Below are 25,281 nucleotides of genomic sequence, written 5' to 3' on the forward strand. Positions count from 1 at the left end.
TTACTTATGACGCTCTTTCAGCTTGTTTACCACATCATCCATCGATAAGCCTTGATCTTGAAGAAGAACCATTAGGTGGTAAATCAAATCTGCTGATTCACACACTAACTCCGCCTTATCGCCCGACGTCGCCGCAAGCGCGACTTCAACGCCTTCTTCGCCCACTTTTTGCGAAATACGCTTGGTGCCACGGGCATATAGACTGGCAGTATAAGAAGATTCAGGATCGGCGTCCTTGCGGGCAGCCAATAGCTGCTCAAGCTGATGAAGCCACACCATCTGAGACTCTTCTTGCTTGTCTCCATCCCAACACGTTGTTGTACCTGTGTGGCACGTTGGACCAATGGGATTAACTTTAACCAGTAAGGTGTCGCTGTCACAGTCCAAGGCGACGTTGTGCAGTTGCAATACGTTGCCTGACGTTTCACCTTTCGTCCAAAGGCGCTCTTTGGTGCGAGAGAAAAACGTCACTTGGCCAGTCTCGCCTGTTTTCTCTAGTGCTGCTGGGTTCATATATCCCATCATCAGCACTTGGCTAGACTGGTAATCTTGAACAATCGCTGGCACTAAGCCATCGACTTTTTCCCAATCAATACGCTCTGACAATGCGCCTACTTCTGTTTTTGATAAGCTTACGGGTTCAAAACTCATAGTCGCACCTCTACATCTTGTTGTTTTAAATACTGTTTAAGTTCACCAATATTGATGACTTGTTTGTGGAATACCGAAGCCGCAAGTGCTCCATCCACGTTGGTCTTTTTATAAGCTTCAGCAAAGTGTTCCATTGCACCTGCGCCACCTGATGCAATCAGGGGTACATTACACACCGAACGTACCATATTTAACTGGTCGATATCATAGCCGTTGCGAACGCCATCTTGGTTCATCATGTTTAACACGATCTCACCGGCGCCACACTTCTGTACTTCCTGCACCCAATCTTTGGTTTCCCACTTGGTTGCTTTGGTACGCGCTTCATCGCCTGTGAATTGGTAAACCTGATATTTACCCGTCTCTTTATCGAAGTATGAATCGATACCGACAACGATACACTGTACGCCGAACTTATCGGCTAGGTCAGTGATTAGCTGTGGGTTAGCCAATGCAGGCGAGTTGATGGATACTTTATCTGCACCAAACTCAAGAATGCGTGCTGCATCTTCCGCAGACTTAATACCACCAGCCACACAGAAAGGAATATCAATCACTTCTGCTACACGTTTCACCCAGCTTTTATCGACTACACGCCCATCGCTTGATGCAGTGATATCGTAAAATACTAATTCATCAGCGCCCTCTTCCGCATAACGTTGCGCTAACGGAACGATGTCACCAATAATTTCGTGGTTACGGAACTGAACGCCCTTAACCACCTGTCCATCACGGACATCCAAACAAGGGATTATTCGCTTTGCCAACATGCAAATGCCTCCTCTGCGGTAAACTTGCCGTCAAGTAACGCACGACCAACAATCACACCAGCAACACCGCTGCCTTTAAGCGCTTCGATATCAGCTAAGCTGCCAATGCCGCCCGATGATTGGAATTGTACTTGTGGGTACTGCTTACAAAGATCAACATAGAGCTCTACGTTTGATCCTTCTAGCGTGCCATCACGTGAAATATCAGTACACAGAACGTGTTTAAGGCCAACCGTGAGGTAATCTTCAATTAGCGCTTCAATGGTCACGCCTGAATCTTCTTGCCAACCTGAAATCGCGACTTTACGTGTGCCGCTTTCGTCGATGTTAATATCCAGAGCCAGCACGATTTTTTCAGCGCCGTACTTCTCCATCCAACCTTTCACCAACTCAGGTTGCTTAACTGCTGTAGAACCAACTACAACGCGTTGTGCGCCAGCTTCTAGCAGATCAACAACATCTTGCTCGTTACGCACGCCACCACCAATCTGGATGTTTGCAGGCGTGCTAGCCAGTAGCTTAGCAATCAAGTCTAACTGACGAGCCGTTGTGTCTTTTGCACCCGTTAAGTCAACAAGGTGAAGCCAACCTGCGCCAGCTTGGTGGTACAAGTTAAACTGCTCAGCTGGGTCTACTTTGTATTCTGTTACTTGCCCGTAGTCTCCTTGGAATAAGCGAACTACTTGACCTTCAATTAAATCTAACGCGGGAATAATCATTTACATTCCTTATAGGGCAACGTTAGCCGCTGCCTAGTCCTTATTACAATTCCAAGAAATTCTGAATCAGCTTAGAGCCAGCTTTCGAAGATCGCTCTGGGTGGAACTGAACACCATAATAGTTGCCACTTTGCACTGCGGCTGTGAACGGATTGCCGTAATCACATTGTGCGATTGTGTAGTCACCCACCGGCATTGCGAAGCTGTGAACAAAATAGAAGTATTCACCTTCTTCAATGTCTTTAAATAGAGGGTGATTAGGTGTCGCGGTTACTGTGTTCCAGCCCATGTGTGGTAATGGCAAATCACCCGTTTCAAGTAAACGAACTTCACCATCACACAAACCTAGGCATTCAACTAACTCGTCAGCCTTTTGGCCTTTCTCTTGAGACAGTTTGCCTAACAGCTGCATACCTAAACAGATACCTAGCAGAGGCTTCTCTACTTGCTTCACAAGGGTAACAAGGTCACGTTCTTGCAGGTTCTTCATTGCCTCACTTGCTGTACCTACACCGGGTAGGAATAGCTTATCGGCAGCAAGAACAACGTCTGGTTCTTTTGAAATTTCAACTGCGTAGCCTAGACGTTCAATCGCAAACTTCACCGAGGAAACATTGGCACAACCAGTATCAATAATAACGACTTTTTGATCTTTCATTGTTTTTCCTTGCTCACGTTAGCCTTACAGAACGCCTTTGCTGCTTGGTAACTCGTTACCTTCAACTTTGATTGCTTGGCGAAGAGTACGGCCAAACGCTTTGAATAGGCTCTCAATGATGTGGTGATCATTATTACCGTCAGAAGAAAGGTGTAGCGTACAAGCCAATGTATCGGTTAGAGAACGGAAGAAGTGAACCACCATCTCTGTTGAAAGGTCACCCACTTGCTCGCGGCTGAATTTAGCATCGAACTTCAGGTATGGACGGCCAGAAAGGTCTAGCGCACACTGAGCCAAACACTCATCCATTGGTAGGCTGAAACCAAAGCGGCCAATACCACGTTTATCGCCTAATGCATCTTTCAATGCTTGGCCTAAAGCAAGAGCGGTATCTTCTACTGTGTGGTGATCATCAATGTGTAGATCGCCCTTCACAGTCAGGTTCATTTGGAAACCGCCGTGTGTCGCGATTTGATCAAGCATGTGATCGAAGAAGCCCATGCCTGTGTCGATCTTGTTGCCACCGGTTTCATCAAGGTTTACTGCCACCTTGATGTCCGTTTCTTTAGTGGTACGAACCACTTCAGCAATGCGCGAATTAACCGTCAGATCTTTAACGATTTGTGGCCAGTTAAGCGTGCCTTCAGTTTCTGCATCCGGGCCATATTGGATACCACGAATTGCCATGTTCTCAGCAAGTTGAAGATCCGTCATTCGATCACCAATCACGACTGACTTTTGGAAGTCAACTTTACCGCCCTGTAGGTATTCTTTAACCATACCCAGCTTAGGCTTGCGGCAAGAGCAACTGTCTTCATCAAAGTGAGGGCAGATTAGAACATCATCAAACTTAACGCCCTGAGACTCAAAGAACTCCATCATCATATTGTGTGGAGCATCGAACTCTTCTTGCGGGTAGCTATCTGTACCTAGACCATCTTGGTTAGTCACCATCACTAAGCGATAACCCGCATCTTGCAGTGCAAGTAGGCTAGGAATCACTAACGGTTCGAATTTTAGTTTGTCTAAACGGTCTACTTGAAAGTCAACTGGCGGCTCAACAATTAAGGTGCCGTCACGGTCTATAAAAAGTATTTTCTGTTGTTTACTCACTTGAACTTCCTTTTAATTTAAATCTGCTGGCCTAGCTAAAATCAACGCTAACCCAAAATATTGGTTTCACTTGCCAGCCTGCAATTAATCCAATCAAACTGGCAAATGTTATTACTGGTAAGCCTTTCGTTACTGATAAAAGTTACGAATGAATCCAAGTGTCTTTTCGCACTCTTCGCGATTACCAATACTAATACGAACACAGTCTTCAATTGGTGAATTACGCAAAATGATGCCCGTATCCCAAGCCGCTTTAAATAACTCATCGCCGTTCGGGAATTTAACCAGTAGGTAGTTACCCCAACCATCAAATACCGTTACTTGAGGCATGCCTAATAGACCTGCTTGTAAATACGCTCGGTTAGCACTTAAATCCAAAACTTGGAACTTAGCACGCGCTAGTCCTTGCTCTGAAAGAGCTTGAACGGCAATGTCAGCAACAGGGATTGGCACTGGATAAGGAGCAATTACTTTTAACAATACATCGATAAGCTCTTTGTTCGCTAGCGTAAAGCCACAACGTAAACCCGCTAAAGCAAATGCTTTCGAGAGAGTTCGAAGAATCGCTAGATTCGGATACTGAGCAAGCAAATCCACCGTTGATGCTTCAGGGCAGAAATCGATATACGCTTCATCCATCACCACAATCGCTTTGTCTTGTGTCATTTCAAGCAGTTTAACGATGTCTTTACGGTTAACTAAGTTACCTGTTGGGTTATTTGGACTACAAACAAACACCACTTTTACGTTGTCAAGTTGAGCTTCAATAGCAGGAAGATCCAATTGCCATTCAGAAGTCAGAGGCACCACTTTACGCTCAACACCAATCGTCTCTGCACTGATTGCGTACATACCGTAAGTGGGTGGGCAGTAAAGAATAGCGTCTTCGTTCGGCTCACAGAAAGCACGAATCAGTAGTTCAATGCCTTCGTCAGCACCACGAGTAGTCAACGTTTGCTCTGGTGCAACACCCGCATATTGAGCGTAAGCATCGATTAGCTCTTTAGGCTGACACTCGCTGTAGCGATTAAGTCGAGTCAGATTTAAGGTGTACTCGTTATCAAACGGAGATTCGTTGGCGTTCAACCATACATCTCCGCTGCCACCAATGCGTCTTGCAGACAAGTAAGGTGTTAGAGCCTGAACTTGTTTTCTTGCTAACTTTTCCATGCCCTACCCTTATTTCGCTTTATTTAGCTGTTCAAATCGATTTAATTTTTCAACTCGGATGGTCACCGCACGTTTGTGTGCGTCCAAACCTTCGGCTTCCGCCATTGTGACTACCGTTGGCGCTAGGCCTTGTAAGCCATCAGCTGTTAACTCTTGTACCGTCATACGCTTAGAGAAATCCGCCAAACCTAGGCTTGAATAAGTCTTGGTATAGCCGTAAGTCGGAAGAACGTGGTTTGTGCCTGATGCGTAGTCACCTGCAGATTCTGGAGACCAGTCACCCAAGAAGATTGAACCAGCATTGTCTAGTAACGGCAGTAATTCTCGTGGACTCTTGGTCTGAACAATCAAGTGCTCAGGACCATAGAAATTCGAAATCGCAATCGCTTGAGTGATCGATTCAGCAATGATGATTAGACTTGAAGCCAATGCTTGCTGAGCGGTGTTCGCACGAGACAGCTCTTTCAATTGCTTCTGAACCGCATCGGTTACTTGGTCGGCAATAACTGGTGATGGTGTTACTAATACAACCTGTGAATCTGGCCCATGTTCAGCTTGGCTCAGTAGATCAGCAGCAATGAAGTCAGCATCCGCAGTTTCGTCTGCAATCACTAACACTTCAGACGGGCCAGCAGGCATATCAATCGCCGCGCCGCGGAAGTCGTTACTTACTTGGCGTTTAGCTTCCGTTACGTAAGCGTTACCTGGGCCGAAGATCTTATCAACCTTAGCCACGCTCTCGGTCCCGTACGCCATCGCAGCAACCGCTTGACCACCACCAACATTGTAAACCTCATCGATTTTACAAAGATTAGCGACATACAAGATTTCATCAGCAATTGGCGGAGGTGAGCAAAGCACAACCTTACGACAGCCCGCAATTTGAGCAGGTACACCTAACATAAGAACCGTTGACGGAAGTGGCGCGCTGCCACCCGGAATATAAAGTCCAACAGTATTAATCGCGCGCGTCACCTGCTCACACACAACACCAGGCTGTGTTTCAACCTTAATTGGCTGTGGCTTTTGAGCTTCGTGAAACTTAGCAATGTTGCTGTAAGCTTGCTCCAACGCTTGCTTCATCTCTGGTGTTAGACGAGCACATGCCTCTTCGATCTCACCCGAACTAACTCGGATAGATTCTGGAGTCACACCATCGAACTTTTCAGTCAGTTCCTTAAGTGCGGCATCGCCTTCATTTCGTACTTTTGCAATAACATCAGAAACAGTCGCTGTGATGTTTGCACCTTCAGTAATAGCTGGACGCTCTAATACCGAGTCTTGCTGTGATTCACTTAAAGATTGCCAAACAACGGTTCTCATCGTCACTACCCCATCATTTTTTCGATTGGTAATACTAGAATCGAGCTTGCACCCAACTCTTTCAGCTGTTCCATAGTTTCCCAGAACAAGTTCTCTGTACTTACTAGGTGAACGGCAACTTTGTCTTTGTCTGTAGATAGAGGAAGAACCGTAGGATCTTCAGCCCCAGGTAGTAGAGCTTTGATTTGCTCTAGCTGAGACGTTGGTGCGTGAAGCATGATGTACTTCGACTCTTTCGCTTGTTGAACACCCTGCATACGAGTCAGTAGTTTTTCAATCAATGCCGTTTTGTCTGCATCGAAATCACCCACACGTTGAATCAGTGTTGCTTTAGATTGGAAGATAGCCTCTGCTTCCTTTAGACCGTTTGCTTCTAACGTTGCACCTGTAGAAACTAAATCTGCGATAGCATCTGCTAGACCTGCGCGAGGGGCAACTTCAACTGAGCCAGTTAGCATACAAGCGCTGAATTCAACACCCTGCTCGTCCATGTAGGCTTTTAGTAATTGTGGGTAAGTTGTCGCAATACGTTTACCCGCTAGGTCTTGTGGGCCGTTGTATTCTTCATCTTTGTTGATAGCGATAGAAAGGCGGCAACCACCGAAGTCTAAGCGACGTAGTGTACGAAACTCTGAAGGCTCCTTTAGAGCGACACGGTCTAGGCGAACTTCTTCTAGTTCATTCTCACCGATAAAACCAAGGTCAACCACACCATCCATGATAAGACCTGGGATGTCGTCATCACGAACGAGTAACAAGTCGATTGGCATATTTAGTGAATGAACAACTAAGCGCTCACCCATAATGTTAAATTTCACACCACATTTTTTAAGTAGATCTTGGCACTCTTTACTTAAGCGACCTTTCTTTTGAATTGCGATTCTTAGGCGTTGTGTCTGCATTGCTATATCCCTGTGCAAATATTTGAATTTATTGATTATTTAAAGTGCTAAAACTAAAAAACCCTCGGAAGACTTTGTCGTCCCGAGGGTTTAAATCTAAATTCTTTGACTTAACCTCCGGGAGAATTCTTGCTCCCGGGTATACGTAAATCTCCCCGAAAGACTAGATAGGGTGATGATGGTGATGAATGTTCATTACTAATTTACGCATACTTATCAGCTCTTAGGTTGTTTGCTGTCTTGTCTCCACACTAACTAAGCTGACACCCTTTTTCAACCATTTATTCGAACTTTTTTCACGAAATTTAAAATTAAATTAACGAACACAAAAAAAGGGAGGCAAACGCCTCCCTTCTCATTATTCAATCAAATGATGATTAGCTTTTACACGTTGCTATCTTGCAACGAGAGAAATAAGCCAAAGCAAAACATACCGCAACAAACGTTAGAGACGCTGCGCCAAATGCAATGCCAGTTGATGATGTCATTCCTAGGGTGATAAAACCAATACACGATACGAACGCCACAGACAGCGCATAAGGGAGCTGAGTCGATACGTGGTCAATGTGGTTACAACGCGCACCTGTAGAAGACAGAATCGTTGTATCCGAGATTGGAGAACAGTGATCACCAAATACAGAACCCGCAAGAACCGCACTTAGCATAGGAAGAATTAGCGCGATGTCAGAGGCAGCAGCCATGTCACCCGCAATCGGTAACATGATACCGAACGTACCCCAAGATGTACCTGTCGAGAACGCCATTAGGCCAGCAAGAAGGAACAAGATAACCGGTAGCCAGTGGTAATCGATGTTACCTGTTGCTAGAGAGGATAGGTACGAACCTGTTTTCATGTCGCCAATAACAGAACCAATCGTCCATGCAAATACAAGGATAAGGATAGCGCCAAACATTGAGCTTGCACCAATCCACATTGTTCTTGTGATATCAGCCATAGGCAGTTTCTGTTTGAATACCGTTGCTAGCGCAACGAGTAAACCAATAACACCACCGTAAACCAGAGACTTACCTACATCTGTATTTTCAAATGCACCAAGCAAGTTGAATGCTTGACCATCAGCAGTAAGCGCTTGGCCACCGGTGTAAAGCATTGCTGCAACCGTCGCGACGATTAACGCTACGATTGGCATAACGAGATCAGAAACAGAACCGTTTTCGCTCTCTTGAATATCTAGCTCTTCGTTTAGATCGTGCGCTTGCTTTTGATCATTATCACCTTCAAAACCACGGCCTTGAGAGGCTTCAATCTCATGCTCGCGCATTTTGCCAACATCTAAACCAAACCACGCAACGGCAAACACCATTAATAGTGCGAACACAGCGTAGAAGTTCATTGGGATAAGGCGAACGTAAGCACCCAGTGCAGAATACTCTGTCACACCGTGTGTCACTAAGATGCCACCAATGATAGTGATTATGTAAGCACCCCAGCTAGAAGCCGGCATGATCACACACATAGGAGCAGCAGTTGAATCTAGGATATAAGCTAGCTTAGCGCGAGATACGTAGAAGCGGTCAGTTACAGGGCGAGAGATGGCACCTACCGCTAAGCTGTTGAAGTAATCATCAACAAAGATGAATACGCCTAAGAAGGCAGCAAGTAGTTTTGAACCACGTTTGCTCTTAACACGAGACTGTGCCCACTCAGCGAATGCGCGAGTACCGCCAGACAGTGTTAATAATGCCGTTGTCATTCCAAGGATAATTAGGAAAGCAACGATGCTCATGTTCCAAGTGTTAATACCACCATCTTCGATGAAAACACCAGATACTTTAGTAAAGACGTAGCTAGCTGCGTTACCTACTGAGTAGTCAGCAAGTAGAATCGCACCCATGACGATACCGACACCCAAGGAAACTAATACACGACGGGTAACAATAGCAAGAGTCAAGGCAACCAAGGGAGGAAGCAGCGATAAAGGCGATGTTGCAAAATCTATTAAATTCATGATCTTCAAAAACCAGTTTTTTATTTGGCTAGAGATCTACTGCAGATAAACTTGATACGGCTTATCAAGCTCATGTTGAACTAAGCGAAAGGGAAGTGAACACTTCACCCAACCCTACAGTAGCGCTCCATAGTTTAAAATTAAGACTATGGCAGTGTTGTACCTATTGAGCACAACCCCAGCAAATTGCTTAGATATACAATTTACTTCGGCAATTACACCTTTCATTCCCGTTCATTGGCATCACCCCAACGAAAACTACTCTTTATAATTGCACCTCTACGTGCGGTAACATTATTAACCGTGTAAACCAGAGTTTAACAACAGATTAACCAAAGCACCGCATCAGGTAGCCGCAATTGTACCCATCAATAGCAACAATGCAACATATCATTCCGAGAAAAATAGTTTTTTGTTAATGAAGTAATCAATAGAAGAATAGTCAACTTTTACGGATTACTCCACTTAACACATATCAGATCTCACCTGTTTTTTTTAAAGATATTCTTAATAGTTATTATAAGTTCATTAGAGGTCTATCTTTTCATCTTAAAGCACTCGTCTCATTTTTTTATTTAAATAACTAATAGAAGAAATACTATTTGTTTTATTCTTAGCCTCTGTTTATTATTAGGAGGATTATTTAGTTTACCTTGATGGGAAGTATCATGTCTGAATTAACAAAAACTCTATTAAATATCCGTAGCCTTCGTGCGTTCTCACGTGAATTAACTCTTGAGCAACTTGAAGAAGCGCTAGACAAGCTGACTATTGTTGTACAAGAACGTCAAGAGTCTGAAGCTGAAGAACGCGCAGCAAAAGCAGAGCAAGAAGCTAAACTTTCTGCTATCGCAGAACAAATTGCAAAAGACGGAATCGATGTTGCCGATCTTATTGCTGCACTTTCTGGTGAAGCAAAATCTAAAACAACAAAATCTAAACGTGCTCCTCGCCCTGCGAAATACAAATACGTAGACGCGAATGGCGACGAGAAAACTTGGACAGGTCAAGGCCGTACGCCTTCAGCTATCCAAGAACAACTAGATGCTGGTAAATCTCTAGAAGAGTTTGCTCTTTAAGGCATCGAGTTTGCTAAGTGAATAATCAATAACCCACTAAGCAATAGAATTAATATTTAAGTCGACTAAAGTATTATTTACGGCTTCAATATATTCAGAAACAAAAAAGGCTCCTTTCGGAGCCTTTTTTATATTTCATGTACCGTCCTAAATATGGTTGACACATTTCCAACATGAAATTGGAGAGTGTCATGAAAACAACAAGTAGACGTACTCAACGAGATTATTCTCTTGCCTTTAAATTGGCAGTCGTAAGCCAAGTTGAAAAAGGCGAAATGACTTATAAGCAAGCTCAAGAACGTTATGGGATCCAAGGTCGCTCTACCGTTTTAGTTTGGCTTCGTACACATGGTCAACTAGATTGGTCTAAAGGAATAGAACAATCGAGAGCGTTAGGAGCGACTATGTCAAACTCTTCCTCAACTCAAACCCCAGAGCAACGAATCAAAGAACTCGAGCAGCAATTAGAAGAGACTCAGCTCAAAGCTGAGTTCTTTGAAGCGGTTGTAAAAGTCATGGATCGAGATTTCGGTGTCCGAATCTCAAAGAAGCGCAAGGCCGAGTTATTAAGGAAAAAACGGTCAGAAAGTTGACCGTCACTAAAGCTTGTCACTTCATAGGTATTACACGACAAGCTTTCTACAAGCGCTGTGTTGCAGAAATTCATCAGACAAAGAAAGATGAATCAGTACTCGGTTTTGTGAAGGAGCAAAGGATGATGCACCCTCGTATAGGAACTCGTAAGATCAAGTATTTACTTGCTCAGAACGATATTGAAATAGGGCGAGACCGCTTATTCTCTCTGCTGAGAATGAATCGATTATTAGTGCAGAATCGAAGGGCTTATCATCGAACCACAAACAGTAATCATCGCTTTTACTGCCATCCGAATCGTGTCAAAGAAGGCTTAATACCGGAAAGACCAGAGCAATTATGGGTTGCCGATATTACTTATCTAGCAACGCGGCGTGGTAGTACTTATCTCAGTTTAGTGACGGACGCTTACTCAAGAAAAATCGTGGGCTATCACATAAGTGATGATATGAAAGCTCGCACGGTCAAGCAGGCCTTTTTAAACGCGTTGAAAGAACGGAAGAATACAGGTGAGCTTGTACATCACTCAGATCGAGGTGTTCAGTACTGCTCTGTTGAATACCAAGAGTTGCATCGACAGTATGATGTATCTTGCTCAATGACTGATGGCTATGACTGTTATCAGAATGCGTTGGCAGAGAGGATCAACGGAATACTGAAGATGGAGTATCTGTTGAATAAGCCTAATGATTTAGATGAAGCAAAGAAAATGGTCGCCGAATCAGTAAAAATCTATAATGAATATAGGCCTCACACAGCTCTAAAATACAAAACGCCCGATGAAGTACATCGAGCGTTTTAGTCAATCAAGTGTCAACCCATATCAGGACGGGTCATCACTATTAGAAATATAAATCAAAAAAATGCCTTATCTTTCCCAGTACGCTTCTTCTAGACTATCTTCTCTTTCAGGAAGGCCTCGAGATAATCGTGGCGAGTGCTGAACTAATACTTCATAACTTGCGCGGTTTGAATATTTACAAACTTGTGAGAAAGAAGAATACGTCAAGAATGAATGCTGATGCTTACTTGAGTTAGGCACATTTTCTTTATGGTACTTATTAGCGGCCATATCATGTAATAGAGCAGACAACGCAGCATCACCGGCACCATTAGTATTCTTAATCTTTTCTGGGCCGCCCATGTAAGGTGCGATATGCGAATAGATTTTCGTTGGATTTTCGCATAAATCTTTATGTGCGGGACGACTAAACTCATAACGGTTAAATTCAGCAATCGAGCCTGGTAACAACGGTAATGATGTTTCACGCTTCACTGCATCTTCTGTGTAACCCGCCATAAACAAGCCCACAGGGCCTGCTGTACATAGAACTAAGTCTACCCAATCTAGTGCTTTGTCTGAAGCAGCTAGAGGATCGCTTTCACCAGTTAATGCTTCAGCCTCGTCTTCGTTCATTGCAACAACGGTTACATGTTGTTCAAGGAAATCTTTCCAAAACTCTGGATCATCTTGAATAACGAATTTAGTACCAAGCGTTAAAACAACAGGTACATCGTATTTCTTCGCGTACTCAATAGCTTTCATTGTTGCTTCAGGCATAGGGTCACCTGGTTTACAACGAACTAAATACGCCGTTAATACTAAAGCAGAAGCACTTTTGAAAATTTTCTCAGGGATGCTTTCTGGTTTTAATTGGTTCATTTGTCCTTCGCTAATTGCGAAAGTACGTTCACCATCTTCTGTAATTAATGCAAAGCAGCGACCAATTGCGCCATCTACCCCTTGTAAATGGTTCAGATCCATTCTGCTTGATGTATTACATAAATAGCGGTAACCGTAGCTACCAATTTTAATATCTTGGCTCATTACACCTAACAGTGTTGAACGGTCATCCGCCAATACTGAGTAATTGTGTAATGTGTTACCGATCGTGCCACCTGCGTATTCATTAGTGATCAGGCACTGTTCTTTTAATTCTTGATACAAAGATTCAGCAGCTTCATCACCAATAACCAAAGAGTGTCCCTTACTTAAGCCATATTTCTCGATTAGCTCAGAACTCACCTTTGCTTCAATATCCACCAAAGTTTGGTCAATACCGATAATATGGGTACGTGACATTCTTTTGCTCGTTTGAGCTTGGCTTACTAAAGGGTCACGAGCGTGAACCGGAAAATAGTGCTTTGATTTACGTTGTCCAGGGAATTTCATAGGGCTAGTCTAAGTCAAGGGGAAATAGGTGGCGGATTCTACCGCGCTATATTTAACGCGGCAATCTTTCAAACTATAGCAAACGTTTGCTAGGCTATTTTTTTATTCGCCTTCCATAAAGCTAAGATCAGGCAGCATGCCCAAATGCTCGGCGTAACGTTTCTGATTAAACTCTGCGCCGTTTTTCATTACATCAAATACTTCAATTGCCAGTGCACATGCCATCGCTGCAATTGCCTCTTCACGAGGTGTACCTGTCATCATTAAACGCATTAGCGTCTCTTTAACTTTTACTGGTTGTCCATCTTCAAGTTGGTTCTCGATAATCTCGATCAACTGTTCTTCTTGCATAAACTCATTTTGTTCAGACATTTTTTATCTCAGCTCTTGGATTTTGAGCGACTATGCCACATATAGATCTGACATCCTAGCGAGTCTCCTCGCGTTCATGCGATTCTCTAACGAAGTCAGCGCATTATTTGTGCAAATGAAACTGTGATTCCGGTCTCGGATCTGTCACGGTGTTTCTCTTTCTGTTAGAATCTGCGACCAAGTAATAGTAACGGTGTTTAGACATGTCAGATATCAGCTCTGGAAACAGCGAAAAGAAAGTAATTGTCGGTATGTCCGGCGGTGTAGATTCGTCAGTATCGGCGTATCTTCTTCAGCAACAAGGCTATCAGGTAGAAGGCCTTTTCATGAAAAACTGGGAAGAAGACGATAACGAAGAATACTGCACGGCAGCTGAAGACCTTGCTGATGCTCAAGCGGTATGTGACAAGTTAGGTATCCACCTTCACACTATCAACTTTGCAGCAGAGTACTGGGATAATGTATTCGAGTACTTTCTGGAAGAATACAAAGCGGGTCGTACACCGAACCCAGATATCCTTTGTAACAAAGAAATCAAATTCAAAGCATTCTTAGAGTTTGCGGATGAAGTATTAGACGCAGACTACATCGCGATGGGTCACTATGTTCGTCGTACTTTCCCAACACAAGAAGAGCTAGACGCTGGTGCGAAGCCAGAAATGCTACGCGGCCTAGACGGCAATAAAGACCAAAGTTATTTCCTTTATACGCTAAGCTCAGATCAAGTGGCACGCAGCCTATTCCCTGTGGGTGAATTAGAGAAGCCAGAAGTACGACGTATTGCTGAAGAGCAAGACTTGATCACTGCGAAAAAGAAAGATTCAACAGGCATCTGCTTTATTGGTGAGCGCAAGTTCACTGAGTTCTTAGGCAAATACCTACCCGCTCAACCGGGAAACATCGAGACACCAGAAGGCCAAGTTATTGGGCAACACCAAGGCTTGATGTACCACACACTAGGCCAACGTAAAGGCCTGCATATCGGTGGCACCAAAGGTGGCGGCGGTAATGAAGAACCATGGTTTGTTGGTGAAAAAGATCTTAAACGTAATGTTCTGATCGCGGTACAAGGTAAAGACCACCCTCTTTTAAAATCAGAAGGTTTGATCGCTTCTCAGCTTCATTGGGTTAATCGCACACCAATTACTGAAGTTATGACGTGCACGGTAAAAACACGTTACCGTCAGACCGATATTCCTTGTACAATCATCCCAATTGATGATGATAACATTAAGGTTATTTTTGACGAACCACAAATTGCGGTGACCCCAGGTCAATCAGCAGTGTTCTACCTAGACAACGTATGTCTTGGTGGTGGTATCATTGAAAAGCGCATCTAACCAATAATCGAACGACAAACAATAGAAGACAACTAGGAGTTACTACGTGGCTAATACACTTTATGACCGTACTATTGCTTTCGCTGGAATTTGCCAAGCTGTGGCTTTGGTTCAACAAGTAGCGAAAGACGGCCATTGTGATAAAGATGCCTTCGAAGCTTCACTCAGTGCCATTTTAAATACCAATCCAGCGAACACCGTGGGTGTCTTTGGACGTGAAGCGAACCTAAAGCTTGGCCTTAAGTGCTTAGTAAAAGGTATCGATAGTACTCCCGCTGGTAGCGATATTACTCGCTACATCATCAGCTTGATGGCACTTGAGCGTAAGCTATCTTCTCGTAACGACTCTATGTCTCAGCTTGGCGACCGTATTCAAACTGCAGAACGTCAAACTGAACACTTTGATCTGTTTGACGAGCAAATGATCAGCAACCTAGCCAGTATCTACCTTGATGTTGTGAGCCCTATCGGCCCGCGTATTCAGGTTTCTGGTACGCCAGCTGTACTTCAACAGACGTCGAGCCAGCATAAGGTTCGTGCCCTGCTGTTATCAGGAATTCGAAGCGCTGTGTTATGGCGTCAAGTTGGCGGTAAACGTCGCCACCTTATCTTCGGTCGCAAGAAGATGATCGAGCAGGCTCAAATCCTGCTAGCTCGCATGTGATTTATTAGCTCGCGCCTCGTCGCGAGCTTGTTTTTTGTACCAACACAACTCTCACGCAAACGATTGCGCAATATGCGTGACAATTGAGATTGTTACTGGTATAAACCTCTCAAAATTTAGAAAATTCAATTCAGGAGAACACCATGGAACTGTCAGCATTGACTGCTGTTTCACCAGTAGACGGCCGTTACGGAAGCAAGACTGTTGCATTACGCAGCATCTTTAGTGAGTTTGGCCTACTAAAGTACCGCTCTATCGTTGAAGTTCGTTGGTTACAAAAGCTTGCAGCTACAGATGCAATCAAAGAAGTACCAGCGTTCAGTGCAGAAGCTAACCAGTTTCTTGATGAACTAGCTGCTAACTTCAGTGAAGAAGATGCTCTACGTATCAAAGAGATCGAGCGCACGACTAACCACGACGTTAAAGCGGTTGAGTACTTCTTGAAAGAGAAAGTTGCTGGCGTTCCTGAACTTCACGCTGTAAACGAATTTATTCACTTTGCATGTACTTCTGAAGACATCAACAACACATCTCACGCGCTTATGCTTAAAGAAGCTCGTGACACAGTGATTCTTCCAGAAATCCGTAACGTAATTGATGCTATCAAAGCGCTTGCGAACGAGTACCGTGACATTCCATTACTGTCTCGTACGCACGGTCAGCCTGCTTCTCCTTCTACTATGGGTAAAGAGATGGCTAACGTTGCGTACCGTATGGAACGTCAATACAAGCAAATCGAAAACGTTGAGATCCTAGCGAAAATCAACGGTGCTGTAGGTAACTACAACGCACACCTTTCTGCATACCCAGAAGTTGAATGGCACCAGTTCAGCGAAGAGTTCATCACTGAATCTCTTGGCGTAACTTGGAACCCGTACACAACTCAAATCGAACCTCACGATTACATCGCTGAGCTATTCGACGCTGTTGCTCGTTTCAACACTATCCTTCTAGACTTCGACCGTGACGTTTGGGGCTACATCGCTCTTGGTCACTTCAAGCAGAAGACTATTGCTGGCGAAATCGGTTCTTCTACAATGCCGCATAAAGTTAACCCAATTGACTTCGAAAACTCTGAAGGCAACCTTGGTCTAGCAAACGCAGTATTCAGCCACCTTGCACAAAAACTTCCAGTTTCTCGCTGGCAGCGTGACCTTACTGACTCTACGGTTCTTCGTAACCTAGGTGTTGGTGTTGGCTACGCTATCATTGCATACACTTCGACTCTGAAAGGTATTAGTAAGCTAGAAGTTAACCGTGAAGCGCTACTTGCTGAACTAGACAAGAACTGGGAAGTACTAGCAGAACCAGTACAAACAGTAATGCGCCGTTACGGCATCGAGAAGCCATACGAGAAGCTAAAAGAGCTAACTCGTGGTAAACGTGTAGATGGCGAAGGCATGCGTGCATTCATCGACGGCCTTGAAATCCCTGCAGACGAGAAAGTTCGTCTGAAAGAGATGACTCCAGCGAACTACATCGGTCAAGCTATCGAGCTAACTGACAAGCTGTAAGATTCGAATTTCGAATCACAGAATAGACTAAGGCTTCCCATGTGGAAGCCTTTTTGTTGAGCGGAAGAAAGTGCACTGAGCAAGAGCTGTAATCAAAAGAACATAGCCCCCCTCCTAATTACCCTACACATGTCAGTCCGTGCGATATCAACCAATAAATATCGCAACGCTTCATCACTAGTAACCCTCTATCACCAGACACATATCCCTCGGATACTTACTGTCTTGAACACCAAAATCAAAAAAGGCCTCCCGAAGGAAGCCTTTAAAAGGTCTCTTGTCGACTAGCGACTGAGAATTACGTAGCGATTACATGTTACGTAGAGATGCAATACGCTTGTCTAGTGGTGGGTGGCTCATCAGAAGCTCAGTAAGCGATTTCTTGCCGTTGATACCAAATGCCATCATAGAACCTTCTAGTTGTGGCTCATGGCTCACCTTAAGACGTTCTAGTGCTGCTATCATCTTCTCTTTACCTACTAAGTGCGCAGCACCTGCATCGGCATGGAATTCACGATGACGGCTGTACCACATCGTAATGAAGCTTGCTAAGAAACCAAATACTAATTCCAGCACCATAGACACACCAAAGTACACCATCATGTTACTGCCACCCTCTTCTTCGTTGTCATTCGACGCAACAATGTTGGCGATGAAACGAGATAGGAAGATAACGAACGTGTTCACCACGCCCTGCATTAGCGTCATGGTCACCATATCACCGTTCGCGATGTGACTCACTTCATGCGCTAACACTGCTTCAGCTTCATCACGCGTCATGTTGTGTAGCAGACCCGTAGAGACTGCTACTAATGAATCATTACGCTTAGCGCCCGTCGCAAACGCGTTGATGTCTGGCGAATCGTAAATCGCCACCGTTGGCATACCAATACCAACTTGTTGAGACTGACGGCTTACTGTCTCCATCAACCAATGTTCGGTTTCGTTACGTGGACTTTCAATGACCATACCGCCTACCGATCGTAGCGCCATTTTCTTTGACATCATCAATGAAATGAATGAGCCACCAAAGCCAAATACTGCAGCCATCACCAATAAGCCTGATAGGCTACCAGGTTGCATACCTGTAACTGCGTATACAATATTAAGAACAACACTTAGTACCAATACAACCGCTAGGTTGGTTGCAAGGAACAACATTACTCGCTTCATTACTTATCTCCGCATGAAAGCTGTTTTTATAAAACTTATTATTATAGACAAGGCAGACAGCAATTTATTCCAACCTTGAAGACTTATACTTACTTATACATATAGTCTTAGATTAAGAAAACAAGGTTAAGCATTAAATTGCAACATTTGATTACGAGACCATATTCGAATCACCTCCAGTCTATTAGACCTAAGTCGTATGGTGTCGGTATAACAATCCGTTTACAGTGGCTTCAGATGATTTATTGGCTAGTCCATGTACAAAAAGGGAAGAATCATGGTTGAAGGTACTAACACTCAAATGGCTATCGATTTACTGTGCTGTCACCTAGGGATTACTGAAGAAGAAGCAAAAAAGCAGATTGGGATCCTAACACCGCAAGCGGCACAGACAAAAATCACAGAGACACAACAAGCACTAATGGGACTTACAAAAGAACACTAACCCATAGCGACTTGTTCAAAGGCCAGTTGTTTATAAACTCATGGCCAAAAGGCTTAACATAGCAAAAGGGCTGCAATGCAGCCCTTTTCTTGTTGTTAAAACTCTATATTGACTAACTGACAACACCTCAATCTTCCTTACAAGGTCGATAATTGATGGCCTACACCACTATTGAAAATACCGTTTAGCCAGCACAGCACACTCTTCACAAAGCGCTTTAATAAATGGGTCACGTTCTAGCTCAACAGTATGAAACAAACTAAAAGGCACTTTCAAATCGTTACAAAGCAAGCTCGTCTCTTTCTTTTGTACCCCTCCATTCCGCACGCCATTTTCTGCCGCATGATTAGGAAGCAATGCCCACCCTTGCTCTTGAAGCAATTGAATAATGAGATCGCTACTGCTCACAACGCGCGTGCTGTAAGAGAAAGCTTTTATCACTCCCCCTGCTTTTAAGGCATTTTCACTCAAATATTGAGTCCCCAACTGCACATCTTCGAGGTCAAAACTTGCTTTAGTCGCTAATCTAGAATTCGATCCAACGTATAACCCATAATCGACATAACCAAGGTGTTGAAAATAGGCAGGGAACGTCAATGAAATTGAACCTCTTGTGGGGAAAAAAGCAAAGTCTAACTCTGCGCTTTTCAAATCCTCTAGCCCAATTTCACGGTTTCTTGCTAGCCAATTAATACTGACCAATGGAAAAGATTTTGCTGCCCATAACTCTAGGCATTTCAAAAAATCAAAAGGAAAGTCAGTGTCATAGCCGATATTGAAATGTGTTCTCGAATCGGTAAATAAAAACTTACTGATTTCTGCCAACTTACTATCTTGTCGAATGACCAAAATAGCGTGTGGGTAGAGTTTTTCTGCTGCTGAGGTCGCGACTGCCTTTCTTCCTATGATAGTAAAAAGATCATAACCTAATGAATCTTCGTAAGATTTAACCAACTCTCGAATAGTAGTACGGTCTTTCTTTAAACGACGTCCCGCAGCACTAAACGAATGTTCATCGTAGACAGCGACAAAAGCTCGCAATTGTTCCAATGTATGCATACGGCCTCTTGAACGTAAAACCCCATCATAAGTGGTTTTATATGGTGCTAAAGTACAATCATAATTGCTAGCAGTATTTCTTACTTGCTAGTGCTATGACTCCCAAAAAAAGAACAATAACTTCAAATCCATTGGCGCAATTTAATGCTCCACTCTTAAAGCAGCTTTTTGCTCTCGCGATCCCTATAACGCTACAAAGTATCTTTTTTTCTAGCAAAGGAGTAATTGACCTAATCATGATTGGTCAATTGAGCGAAAATGACATCGCTGCCGCAGGCGTTGCTAGCCGAGCCTTATTTGTTGCTACCATTATTCTCTCTGGTGTAACAACCGCCGGAGCGATCTTAATTGCTCAATATTTTGGAAAAAAAGATCACCAAGGGACAAGAAGAGGTACTGCATTAACCTGGTTACTATCAAGCTTACTCGCCTTGTTACCTTTCGGTGTTCTGGCGCTGGCGAATTCACAGGTTATGGGGTTATCTTCCAGTAACATTGAAGTTCAAGCTTTAGGCTCTCAATACCTGATTTTTACCAGCTTTAGTTTATTTTGCGTAGCATTTACAGGCAGCATCGCAGCCTACTTACGCTCGATACATCAAGCCTCAACCAGTCTATATCTGAGTAGTCTTGGGATTATTCTCAATATCGCACTGAATTGGGTATTCATTTTTGGACACTTTGGCGCACCGCAAATGGGATTGAAAGGTGCAGCTATTGCAACGTTAATCAGTTGTGGGCTTGAAGTTGTTATTACGCTTATCTATTTGAAACTGAGTAAAAGCGTAACCTTATTTAATTCCTCAGATATCAAACAAGCTTTACAGTTTCCCCACATAAAGCAACTCACTTGTTTGGCCTTCCCTACCACAGTGAATTTTACATTATGGGCAGGAGGATTGTTTGCCTATACCTCAATCATGGGACAGGCAAGCGATGAAGGTCTGATTGTTTTATCTATCATTACACCGATTGAAGCATTTTCGCTTAGCTTCTTGATCGGCATCGCCAACGCCTCTGCCGTTATTATTGGTAACCATATAGGCGCGAAAGATTTTGAGACAGCCTACCGACACGCTATCGTGCTCATTGCAACCGCATTCTTGGTTACCCTTTGTGTATCTCTATCTTTGTACGTACTCAAAGACAGCATTCTAAATCTCTTTACCTCGATGGAAGCCACTACTAGAGAGCTAGCCAATAAGTTCTATTTGATTTTGTGTGTCGGAATTGTTTTGCGGTCACTCCCAACAACGATGGTTGTTGGCGTGTTACGAGCAGGGGGTGATGTAAAGTTCTGCTTATATCAAGATCTACTCACCCAATGGTGTTTTGGTATTCCTTTGGCTGCAATAGGTGCTTTATTAATGGGTTTGAGCCCGCAATGGATCTTCGCTCTATTTTTCTTGGAAGCTCTGTTCAAATGGTTTGCATGTATTCATCGGTTTAGAAGCAAAAAGTGGCTGAACTATCTAGCCCAATAAAACACTTAACTTAGATAAAATTGAGAGATAAAAATGAATTTAATCACCTTATATGAAGCCTATGGCCTCACCATAGCAACTCTACTTTTCATAGCTATTTATCTATTTGTCCATATTAAGTACATTCGACATCACGAAGCGCATAAACGATTTCTTGAAGCTTTGTGGGTATTAATGAAAAACACAATCCACGGTGAACATATTCGAACGATGGGCTATAAACCAGAGAATCAAGAAGATAAAAAGTAATGTGCTGATGCAAAAATAAAAAAACCGACTGTAACAATTACAATCGGTTTTTCTGATTCAGTTGGCTAAACCTATAAATTAAGAAGCGGGGCAACATCAATATATTTACCGATGTCCTTAGACTCCGCTCTTGGTACGTAAGGGATCTCCCCCAACTTCGGAGCACCTAGCTTATCTTCAAGCATCGCTATAATTTCGGCGTAATGTTCAGTACCTGGGTTAATACGGTTTGCAACCCAACCTACTAGGTTCAGTCCATCAGCACGAATCACTTCTGCAGTTAGCAGTGCATGACTCAAACAGCCAAGCTTAATGCCGACCGTCAATACCACTGGCAGCTGCTCTTTTTTGACCCAGCTAGACAAATATTCTTCATCAGAAACCGGTACACGCCAACCACCAGCACCTTCAACTAACACGATGTCAGAGTTTTGCTTATGCTCTGCCAACTTAGCTGATAATACGGTTTCATCAATCACCACACCATCATGCTTTGCTGCAATGTGTGGTGATGATGGTAGCAACAGCGCATACGGATTAACGTCTTCGTAGGCGATATCTTGCGTCGCAGCTTCTTGAAGGTGCAATGCATCACTGTTACGTAACCCTTCAGGGTATTGTTCACACCCTGCTGCAACTGGCTTATAACCAATTGTTGATAAATCTTGTGCGGCCAAAGCTTGAAGAATCGCTTTTGAAACCACAGTTTTTCCCACTTCGGTATCCGTACCTGCAATGAATAATGCATCAATCATAATTGAATAACCCCTAAACAAACTTGATATGTTGCTGGCAAGAAACCTTGATGGTTTTTAAACTCTCGATATTCCCGTTCAACAAGCTGCAACATGCGGCGACTTGTTAAACCTTGTGAGCGACCACTTACGTGATTAGCGCCGATACCTTTAAGGTCGCGCATCAGTTCAAACGCAGTGTCGTACCAAACGGTGATGGTGGGCAAGTCTAGTTGATGAGCCGTACAGCTAGATTGCGCTAACGCAATTTTTACCTGATTGATTGTAATAAAATGGTTAACGTGTTGATGTGCGTCAATTTTGGACCACGACTTTTTCAGTTCAAACAGTGATCCATCAAGCAAAGTTGAGAAAATAACACGTCCACCAACCGCTGTAACACGCTTCATCTCTCTCAAAGGCGACGACAAGTCGTCACACCATTGCAACGCAAGGCTAGAGAAAACGATGTCAAAGTGCCCGTCTTCAAACGGTAATTGCTCGGCATCGGCTTGTTGATATGAAGAGACTGATACACCACAGCGCTGTTTTGCTTCGTCCAACATTCCATTGGAAAGGTCAGCACATACCACTGCAGCACCTCGCTTAACTAACTGTTCAGAGAAATACCCTGTACCACAACCTAGATCGAGCACCTTTAACCCAGAGAGGTCACTCGGTAGCTTGTCCAATAGTCGGTGGCCTACATCGCGCTGAAACTCAGCGTGTTTGTCATAGGTTGCAGCTGCTTTGCCGAAGGCTTCAGCAATCGCACTCTTATCTTGGCTTACGTAATTATGCACTACTGCTTCTTGTGACATTTACTGAGCCTCTTTCTTTAATTCAAAGCTTGATTCTATGCTTGGTTTGCTTCCAGAGTCGTTGCTTCGCTCTATTGCTTGAAGCAACGAGTCAGTTAACTGAAGAATCTGTTCCTGACTATGGTTCGCCGTTAAGGTAATACGCAAACGAGCAGTCCCAATAGGCACCGTTGGTGGCCTTATTGCCGTTACCCAAACTTGATTGCGCTTTAACTCTTCAGCAATAGATAGTGCAGCTTGGGCTTCGCCGATTAAAAATGGCTTGATCGGCGTCTGAGTATCAATAAAGCCTTTCACGCCACTCATCTGCTCAGCATAAAGGGCGCCAAGTTCTGTCAACTTCTCACGACGCCACTCTTGCGTCTGAATCATCTGACACGCATGAGATAAAGCCACCGCTTGTGAAGGTGGCATCGCCGTCGAATACACATGATGCCGAGCAAACTGAGTTAAGTAATCACCCACCTCTGACGAACAAAGAATCGCAGCACCAGAAAGGCCAAATGCTTTACCAAAGGTCACCACCAAAATATCGGGGGAGATTTGTGCCGCACTGCAGCTCCCTGCCCCTTTATCACCTAATACGCCAATACCGTGGGCATCATCAACCGCCAACCAACTGTCGTATTGACTAGTCAGGCTAGATATCTGACTGAGAGGCGCTTGATCACCATCCATGCTGAACACACCCTCAGTCACGACCAAAGATTGTGGAGTTTTACTCAATAGCGACTCTAAATGTTGCGTGTCGTTATGCTTAAAGCGTTTCATGGTTGCAGGTGAAAGTATCCCCGCTTCTGTCAGGGAGGCGTGGTTAAGTTTGTCTTGCAACAGAAAGTCGTCTTTTTCGAGCAGAGAAAACAACAAAGCTTGGTTAGCACTGAAACCAGAGTTAAAGAGAATGGCGCGTTCAAAGCTGAGCCATTCACACAACTGAGCCTCTAAATTTCGATGAGCAGGACTAAAACCTGTGACCAATGGCGATGCCGCACTGCCGACGCCATACTGAGAAAGACCAGTTTGCCACGCATTTACCAACTCAAGATCGTTTGCCAAGCCTAAATAGTCATTACTCGAAAAATTAATGAAGCTAGAACCTTCGCTAGTAAGCAAAGGGCCATTACTGTTTTCGAGTACCTTAAGTTGACGAGTTAACCCTTGCTCACGGCGATGAGCAAGGGCACTTTTGATGCGCGATTTAAACAGTGGCATCGTAGAACATGTCATCTTTCGTTGGACGAGCAGCAACCCGCTCCACCACTTGATCTAACAGTTCATTTTCTTGAATTTCGTCAGGCTTCTGAGCCACCTGTTGGCTGTTGATACCTAACTTCTTAAACAGCTGCATGTCCGTGTCTTCATCTGGGTTTGGCGTAGTCAGTAGCTTACAGCCGTAGAAGATAGAATTCGCACCCGCCATGAAACACATCGCTTGCATCTGTTCGTTCATGTTCTCACGGCCTGCTGATAAACGAACCGCAGACATAGGCATCATTATACGAGCAATCGCAATCAATTTAATGAAGTCAAAAGATTCAACATCATCGACGTTTTCCATCGGTGTGCCTTTGACTTTCACAAGCATATTGATTGGTACACTTTCTGGGTGAACAGGAAGGTTCGCAAGCTCTACAAGCAGGCCTGCACGGTCATTGGTACTTTCGCCCATACCAATAATACCACCAGAACAGATCTTCATACCGGCATCACGCACATGAGATAGCGTATCTAAACGGTCTTGGTAAGTACGAGTGGTGATGATGCTGCCGTAGAACTCCGGAGACGTATCAAGGTTATGGTTGTAGTAATCCAAACCTGCGTCCGCTAGCTCACCTGCTTGATCAGGCGTTAACATGCCTAGTGTCATACATGTTTCTAGGCCCATGCCTTTCACACCTTTGATCATGTCAGTTAGGTGAGGCATATCGCGTTCTTTCGGGTTTTTCCATGCCGCGCCCATACAGAAGCGAGTCGAGCCTGCGTTCTTAGCTTTTTGCGCCGCATCCAAAACACGCTCGACTTCCATTAAGCGTTCTTTGTCGACATCCGTTCGGTAGTGAGCACTCTGAGGGCAATACTTACAATCTTCAGGACAAGCACCTGTCTTAATTGATAGAAGCGTACTCACCTGCACGTGGTTGTGCTCTTGGTACTGTCTATGAACCACTTGAGCTTCAAACATTAAATCCATAAACGGTTTTTCAAGCAGTGCTCTTACTTCAGCAACTGTCCAGTCATGACGAACTTCCACGTGTCGATCCTTTTTTATTATTTGATGTTACATCTCTATCAATAGAGATTGTA

General features: G+C 43.9%; 25 protein-coding genes, 1 riboswitch and 1 other annotated feature. Of the genes, 8 read left to right on the top strand and 17 right to left on the bottom strand.

Features of this window, described 5'->3' with window-relative positions:
* From hisIE to AB6D07_RS00350, 9 genes are all read right to left on the bottom strand, one after another.
* Positions 1 to 651 (bottom strand): bifunctional phosphoribosyl-AMP cyclohydrolase/phosphoribosyl-ATP diphosphatase HisIE, encoded by a 651-nt coding sequence (hisIE, locus tag AB6D07_RS00310; protein WP_017098160.1) that lies wholly within the window; start codon positions 649 to 651, stop codon positions 1 to 3.
* Complete coding sequence (gene hisF / locus AB6D07_RS00315; protein WP_017104088.1) at positions 648 to 1,421, bottom strand: imidazole glycerol phosphate synthase subunit HisF; 774 nt, start codon at positions 1,419 to 1,421, stop codon at positions 648 to 650. Before hisF ends, hisIE begins: the two co-directional genes overlap by 4 nt.
* On the bottom strand, positions 1,403 to 2,140 hold the full coding sequence (gene hisA / locus AB6D07_RS00320; RefSeq protein WP_012604374.1) for a 1-(5-phosphoribosyl)-5-[(5-phosphoribosylamino)methylideneamino]imidazole-4-carboxamide isomerase: 738 nt from the start codon (positions 2,138 to 2,140) through the stop codon (positions 1,403 to 1,405). The genes hisF and hisA overlap by 19 nt, the downstream gene beginning before the upstream one ends.
* A 43-nt stretch (positions 2,141 to 2,183) precedes the next feature.
* Positions 2,184 to 2,798: an imidazole glycerol phosphate synthase subunit HisH gene (hisH, locus tag AB6D07_RS00325; RefSeq protein WP_017101631.1), complete on the bottom strand. Its 615-nt coding sequence runs from the start codon at positions 2,796 to 2,798 to the stop codon at positions 2,184 to 2,186.
* A gap of 24 nt (positions 2,799 to 2,822) precedes the next feature.
* Positions 2,823 to 3,911, bottom strand: a complete 1,089-nt coding sequence (hisB, locus tag AB6D07_RS00330) for a bifunctional histidinol-phosphatase/imidazoleglycerol-phosphate dehydratase HisB (protein ID WP_017104089.1) — start codon at positions 3,909 to 3,911, stop codon at positions 2,823 to 2,825.
* 129 nt (positions 3,912 to 4,040) lie between these two features.
* Complete coding sequence (gene hisC, locus AB6D07_RS00335) at positions 4,041 to 5,081, bottom strand: histidinol-phosphate transaminase (protein ID WP_017098158.1); 1,041 nt, start codon at positions 5,079 to 5,081, stop codon at positions 4,041 to 4,043.
* 9 nt (positions 5,082 to 5,090) lie between these two features.
* Entirely contained in the window at positions 5,091 to 6,410 is a 1,320-nt protein-coding gene (gene hisD / locus AB6D07_RS00340; protein WP_372091229.1) for a histidinol dehydrogenase, read from the bottom strand.
* Positions 6,410 to 7,306 (bottom strand): ATP phosphoribosyltransferase, encoded by an 897-nt coding sequence (gene hisG, locus AB6D07_RS00345; protein ID WP_029223133.1) that lies wholly within the window; start codon positions 7,304 to 7,306, stop codon positions 6,410 to 6,412. Before hisG ends, hisD begins: the two co-directional genes overlap by 1 nt.
* A 52-nt stretch (positions 7,307 to 7,358) precedes the next feature.
* Positions 7,359 to 7,494, bottom strand: a sequence feature (His leader region).
* A gap of 189 nt (positions 7,495 to 7,683) precedes the next feature.
* Positions 7,684 to 9,276, bottom strand: coding sequence for a Na+/H+ antiporter NhaC family protein (locus AB6D07_RS00350; RefSeq protein ID WP_029223134.1), 1,593 nt, complete (start codon positions 9,274 to 9,276; stop codon positions 7,684 to 7,686).
* Between the two features lie 112 nt (positions 9,277 to 9,388).
* Positions 9,389 to 9,566, bottom strand: a riboswitch (Lysine riboswitch).
* A gap of 378 nt (positions 9,567 to 9,944) precedes the next feature.
* On the opposite strand from AB6D07_RS00350, the gene AB6D07_RS00355 reads away from it, so the two are divergent.
* Complete coding sequence (locus AB6D07_RS00355; protein WP_012604381.1) at positions 9,945 to 10,355, top strand: H-NS family nucleoid-associated regulatory protein; 411 nt, start codon at positions 9,945 to 9,947, stop codon at positions 10,353 to 10,355.
* Between the two features lie 191 nt (positions 10,356 to 10,546).
* Positions 10,547 to 11,751 (top strand): IS3 family transposase gene (locus tag AB6D07_RS00360; protein ID WP_139137523.1). Its coding sequence is split into 2 segments (ribosomal slippage): positions 10,547 to 10,934 and positions 10,934 to 11,751, totalling 1,206 coding nucleotides; the frame shifts between segments, so codons are not numbered across the junction.
* 66 nt (positions 11,752 to 11,817) lie between these two features.
* Here AB6D07_RS00360 and AB6D07_RS00365 read toward each other — a convergent pair.
* A complete protein-coding gene (locus tag AB6D07_RS00365; RefSeq protein WP_009848810.1) occupies positions 11,818 to 13,122 on the bottom strand; it encodes an inosine/guanosine kinase in 1,305 nt (434 codons plus the stop codon).
* A 102-nt stretch (positions 13,123 to 13,224) separates the two neighbouring features.
* On the bottom strand, positions 13,225 to 13,494 hold the full coding sequence (locus AB6D07_RS00370; RefSeq protein WP_004734567.1) for a hypothetical protein: 270 nt from the start codon (positions 13,492 to 13,494) through the stop codon (positions 13,225 to 13,227).
* Positions 13,495 to 13,697: 203 nt separating this feature from the next.
* Between AB6D07_RS00370 and mnmA the strand changes: the two genes are divergently transcribed.
* From mnmA to purB, 3 genes are all read left to right on the top strand, one after another.
* Complete coding sequence (mnmA, locus tag AB6D07_RS00375; RefSeq protein WP_017098156.1) at positions 13,698 to 14,834, top strand: tRNA 2-thiouridine(34) synthase MnmA; 1,137 nt, start codon at positions 13,698 to 13,700, stop codon at positions 14,832 to 14,834.
* A gap of 46 nt (positions 14,835 to 14,880) precedes the next feature.
* Entirely contained in the window at positions 14,881 to 15,498 is a 618-nt protein-coding gene (gene hflD / locus AB6D07_RS00380; protein WP_017098155.1) for a high frequency lysogenization protein HflD, read from the top strand.
* 143 nt (positions 15,499 to 15,641) lie between these two features.
* Complete coding sequence (purB, locus tag AB6D07_RS00385; RefSeq protein ID WP_009848814.1) at positions 15,642 to 17,012, top strand: adenylosuccinate lyase; 1,371 nt, start codon at positions 15,642 to 15,644, stop codon at positions 17,010 to 17,012.
* Between the two features lie 309 nt (positions 17,013 to 17,321).
* Here the strand turns inward: purB and htpX are convergent, their stop codons facing one another.
* A complete protein-coding gene (htpX, locus tag AB6D07_RS00390) occupies positions 17,322 to 18,185 on the bottom strand; it encodes a protease HtpX (RefSeq protein ID WP_017098153.1) in 864 nt (287 codons plus the stop codon).
* 277 nt (positions 18,186 to 18,462) lie between these two features.
* Here htpX and AB6D07_RS00395 point away from each other — a divergent pair, with 277 nt between their 5' ends.
* A complete protein-coding gene (locus AB6D07_RS00395; RefSeq protein ID WP_009848816.1) occupies positions 18,463 to 18,630 on the top strand; it encodes a hypothetical protein in 168 nt (55 codons plus the stop codon).
* 168 nt (positions 18,631 to 18,798) lie between these two features.
* Here AB6D07_RS00395 and AB6D07_RS00400 read toward each other — a convergent pair whose 3' ends face one another.
* Positions 18,799 to 19,689: a LysR family transcriptional regulator gene (locus AB6D07_RS00400; RefSeq protein WP_017104092.1), complete on the bottom strand. Its 891-nt coding sequence runs from the start codon at positions 19,687 to 19,689 to the stop codon at positions 18,799 to 18,801.
* Positions 19,690 to 19,784: 95 nt separating this feature from the next.
* Here AB6D07_RS00400 and AB6D07_RS00405 point away from each other — a divergent pair, with 95 nt between their 5' ends.
* Both AB6D07_RS00405 and AB6D07_RS00410 read left to right on the top strand, forming a co-directional pair.
* Positions 19,785 to 21,173 carry an MATE family efflux transporter gene (locus AB6D07_RS00405; RefSeq protein WP_050546673.1) on the top strand — a complete coding sequence of 463 codons (1,389 nt, stop codon included), beginning with the start codon at positions 19,785 to 19,787 and terminating at the stop codon, positions 21,171 to 21,173.
* A gap of 33 nt (positions 21,174 to 21,206) precedes the next feature.
* The gene (locus AB6D07_RS00410; protein WP_017104094.1) at positions 21,207 to 21,422 is read left to right on the top strand and encodes a hypothetical protein; all 216 of its coding nucleotides are present in this window, start codon (positions 21,207 to 21,209) and stop codon (positions 21,420 to 21,422) included.
* A 71-nt stretch (positions 21,423 to 21,493) separates the two neighbouring features.
* Here AB6D07_RS00410 and bioD read toward each other — a convergent pair whose 3' ends face one another.
* The 4 genes from bioD to bioB are packed head-to-tail and all read right to left on the bottom strand — an operon-like array spanning position 21,494 to position 25,228.
* The gene (gene bioD, locus AB6D07_RS00415) at positions 21,494 to 22,177 is read right to left on the bottom strand and encodes a dethiobiotin synthase (RefSeq protein ID WP_029223136.1); all 684 of its coding nucleotides are present in this window, start codon (positions 22,175 to 22,177) and stop codon (positions 21,494 to 21,496) included.
* A complete protein-coding gene (bioC, locus tag AB6D07_RS00420) occupies positions 22,174 to 22,977 on the bottom strand; it encodes a malonyl-ACP O-methyltransferase BioC (RefSeq protein WP_009848818.1) in 804 nt (267 codons plus the stop codon). The genes bioD and bioC overlap by 4 nt, the downstream gene beginning before the upstream one ends.
* Positions 22,978 to 24,189, bottom strand: coding sequence for an 8-amino-7-oxononanoate synthase (gene bioF, locus AB6D07_RS00425; protein WP_029223137.1), 1,212 nt, complete (start codon positions 24,187 to 24,189; stop codon positions 22,978 to 22,980).
* Complete coding sequence (bioB, locus tag AB6D07_RS00430) at positions 24,176 to 25,228, bottom strand: biotin synthase BioB (RefSeq protein WP_010439965.1); 1,053 nt, start codon at positions 25,226 to 25,228, stop codon at positions 24,176 to 24,178. The genes bioF and bioB overlap by 14 nt, the downstream gene beginning before the upstream one ends.
* Positions 25,229 to 25,281 lie beyond the last annotated feature (53 nt).

The sequence above is a fragment of the Vibrio sp. 10N.239.312.C11 genome (assembly GCF_041466065.1).
GTDB classification, from domain to species: Bacteria; Pseudomonadota; Gammaproteobacteria; order Enterobacterales; family Vibrionaceae; genus Vibrio; species Vibrio tasmaniensis_A.

Coding starts and splice junctions, on each gene's coding strand:
- hisIE (WP_017098160.1), bottom strand. CDS start 651: ATGAGTTTTGAACCCGTAAGCTTATCAAAAACAGAAGTAGGCGCATTG.
- hisF (WP_017104088.1), bottom strand. CDS start 1,421: ATGTTGGCAAAGCGAATAATCCCTTGTTTGGATGTCCGTGATGGACAG.
- hisA (WP_012604374.1), bottom strand. CDS start 2,140: ATGATTATTCCCGCGTTAGATTTAATTGAAGGTCAAGTAGTTCGCTTA.
- hisH (WP_017101631.1), bottom strand. CDS start 2,798: ATGAAAGATCAAAAAGTCGTTATTATTGATACTGGTTGTGCCAATGTT.
- hisC (WP_017098158.1), bottom strand. CDS start 5,081: ATGGAAAAGTTAGCAAGAAAACAAGTTCAGGCTCTAACACCTTACTTG.
- hisG (WP_029223133.1), bottom strand. CDS start 7,306: ATGCAGACACAACGCCTAAGAATCGCAATTCAAAAGAAAGGTCGCTTA.
- AB6D07_RS00350 (WP_029223134.1), bottom strand. CDS start 9,276: ATGAATTTAATAGATTTTGCAACATCGCCTTTATCGCTGCTTCCTCCC.
- AB6D07_RS00355 (WP_012604381.1), top strand. CDS start 9,945: ATGTCTGAATTAACAAAAACTCTATTAAATATCCGTAGCCTTCGTGCG.
- AB6D07_RS00365 (WP_009848810.1), bottom strand. CDS start 13,122: ATGAAATTCCCTGGACAACGTAAATCAAAGCACTATTTTCCGGTTCAC.
- AB6D07_RS00370 (WP_004734567.1), bottom strand. CDS start 13,494: ATGTCTGAACAAAATGAGTTTATGCAAGAAGAACAGTTGATCGAGATT.
- mnmA (WP_017098156.1), top strand. CDS start 13,698: ATGTCAGATATCAGCTCTGGAAACAGCGAAAAGAAAGTAATTGTCGGT.
- purB (WP_009848814.1), top strand. CDS start 15,642: ATGGAACTGTCAGCATTGACTGCTGTTTCACCAGTAGACGGCCGTTAC.
- htpX (WP_017098153.1), bottom strand. CDS start 18,185: ATGAAGCGAGTAATGTTGTTCCTTGCAACCAACCTAGCGGTTGTATTG.
- AB6D07_RS00395 (WP_009848816.1), top strand. CDS start 18,463: ATGGTTGAAGGTACTAACACTCAAATGGCTATCGATTTACTGTGCTGT.
- AB6D07_RS00400 (WP_017104092.1), bottom strand. CDS start 19,689: ATGCATACATTGGAACAATTGCGAGCTTTTGTCGCTGTCTACGATGAA.
- AB6D07_RS00405 (WP_050546673.1), top strand. CDS start 19,785: ATGACTCCCAAAAAAAGAACAATAACTTCAAATCCATTGGCGCAATTT.
- AB6D07_RS00410 (WP_017104094.1), top strand. CDS start 21,207: ATGAATTTAATCACCTTATATGAAGCCTATGGCCTCACCATAGCAACT.
- bioD (WP_029223136.1), bottom strand. CDS start 22,177: ATGATTGATGCATTATTCATTGCAGGTACGGATACCGAAGTGGGAAAA.
- bioC (WP_009848818.1), bottom strand. CDS start 22,977: ATGTCACAAGAAGCAGTAGTGCATAATTACGTAAGCCAAGATAAGAGT.
- bioF (WP_029223137.1), bottom strand. CDS start 24,189: ATGCCACTGTTTAAATCGCGCATCAAAAGTGCCCTTGCTCATCGCCGT.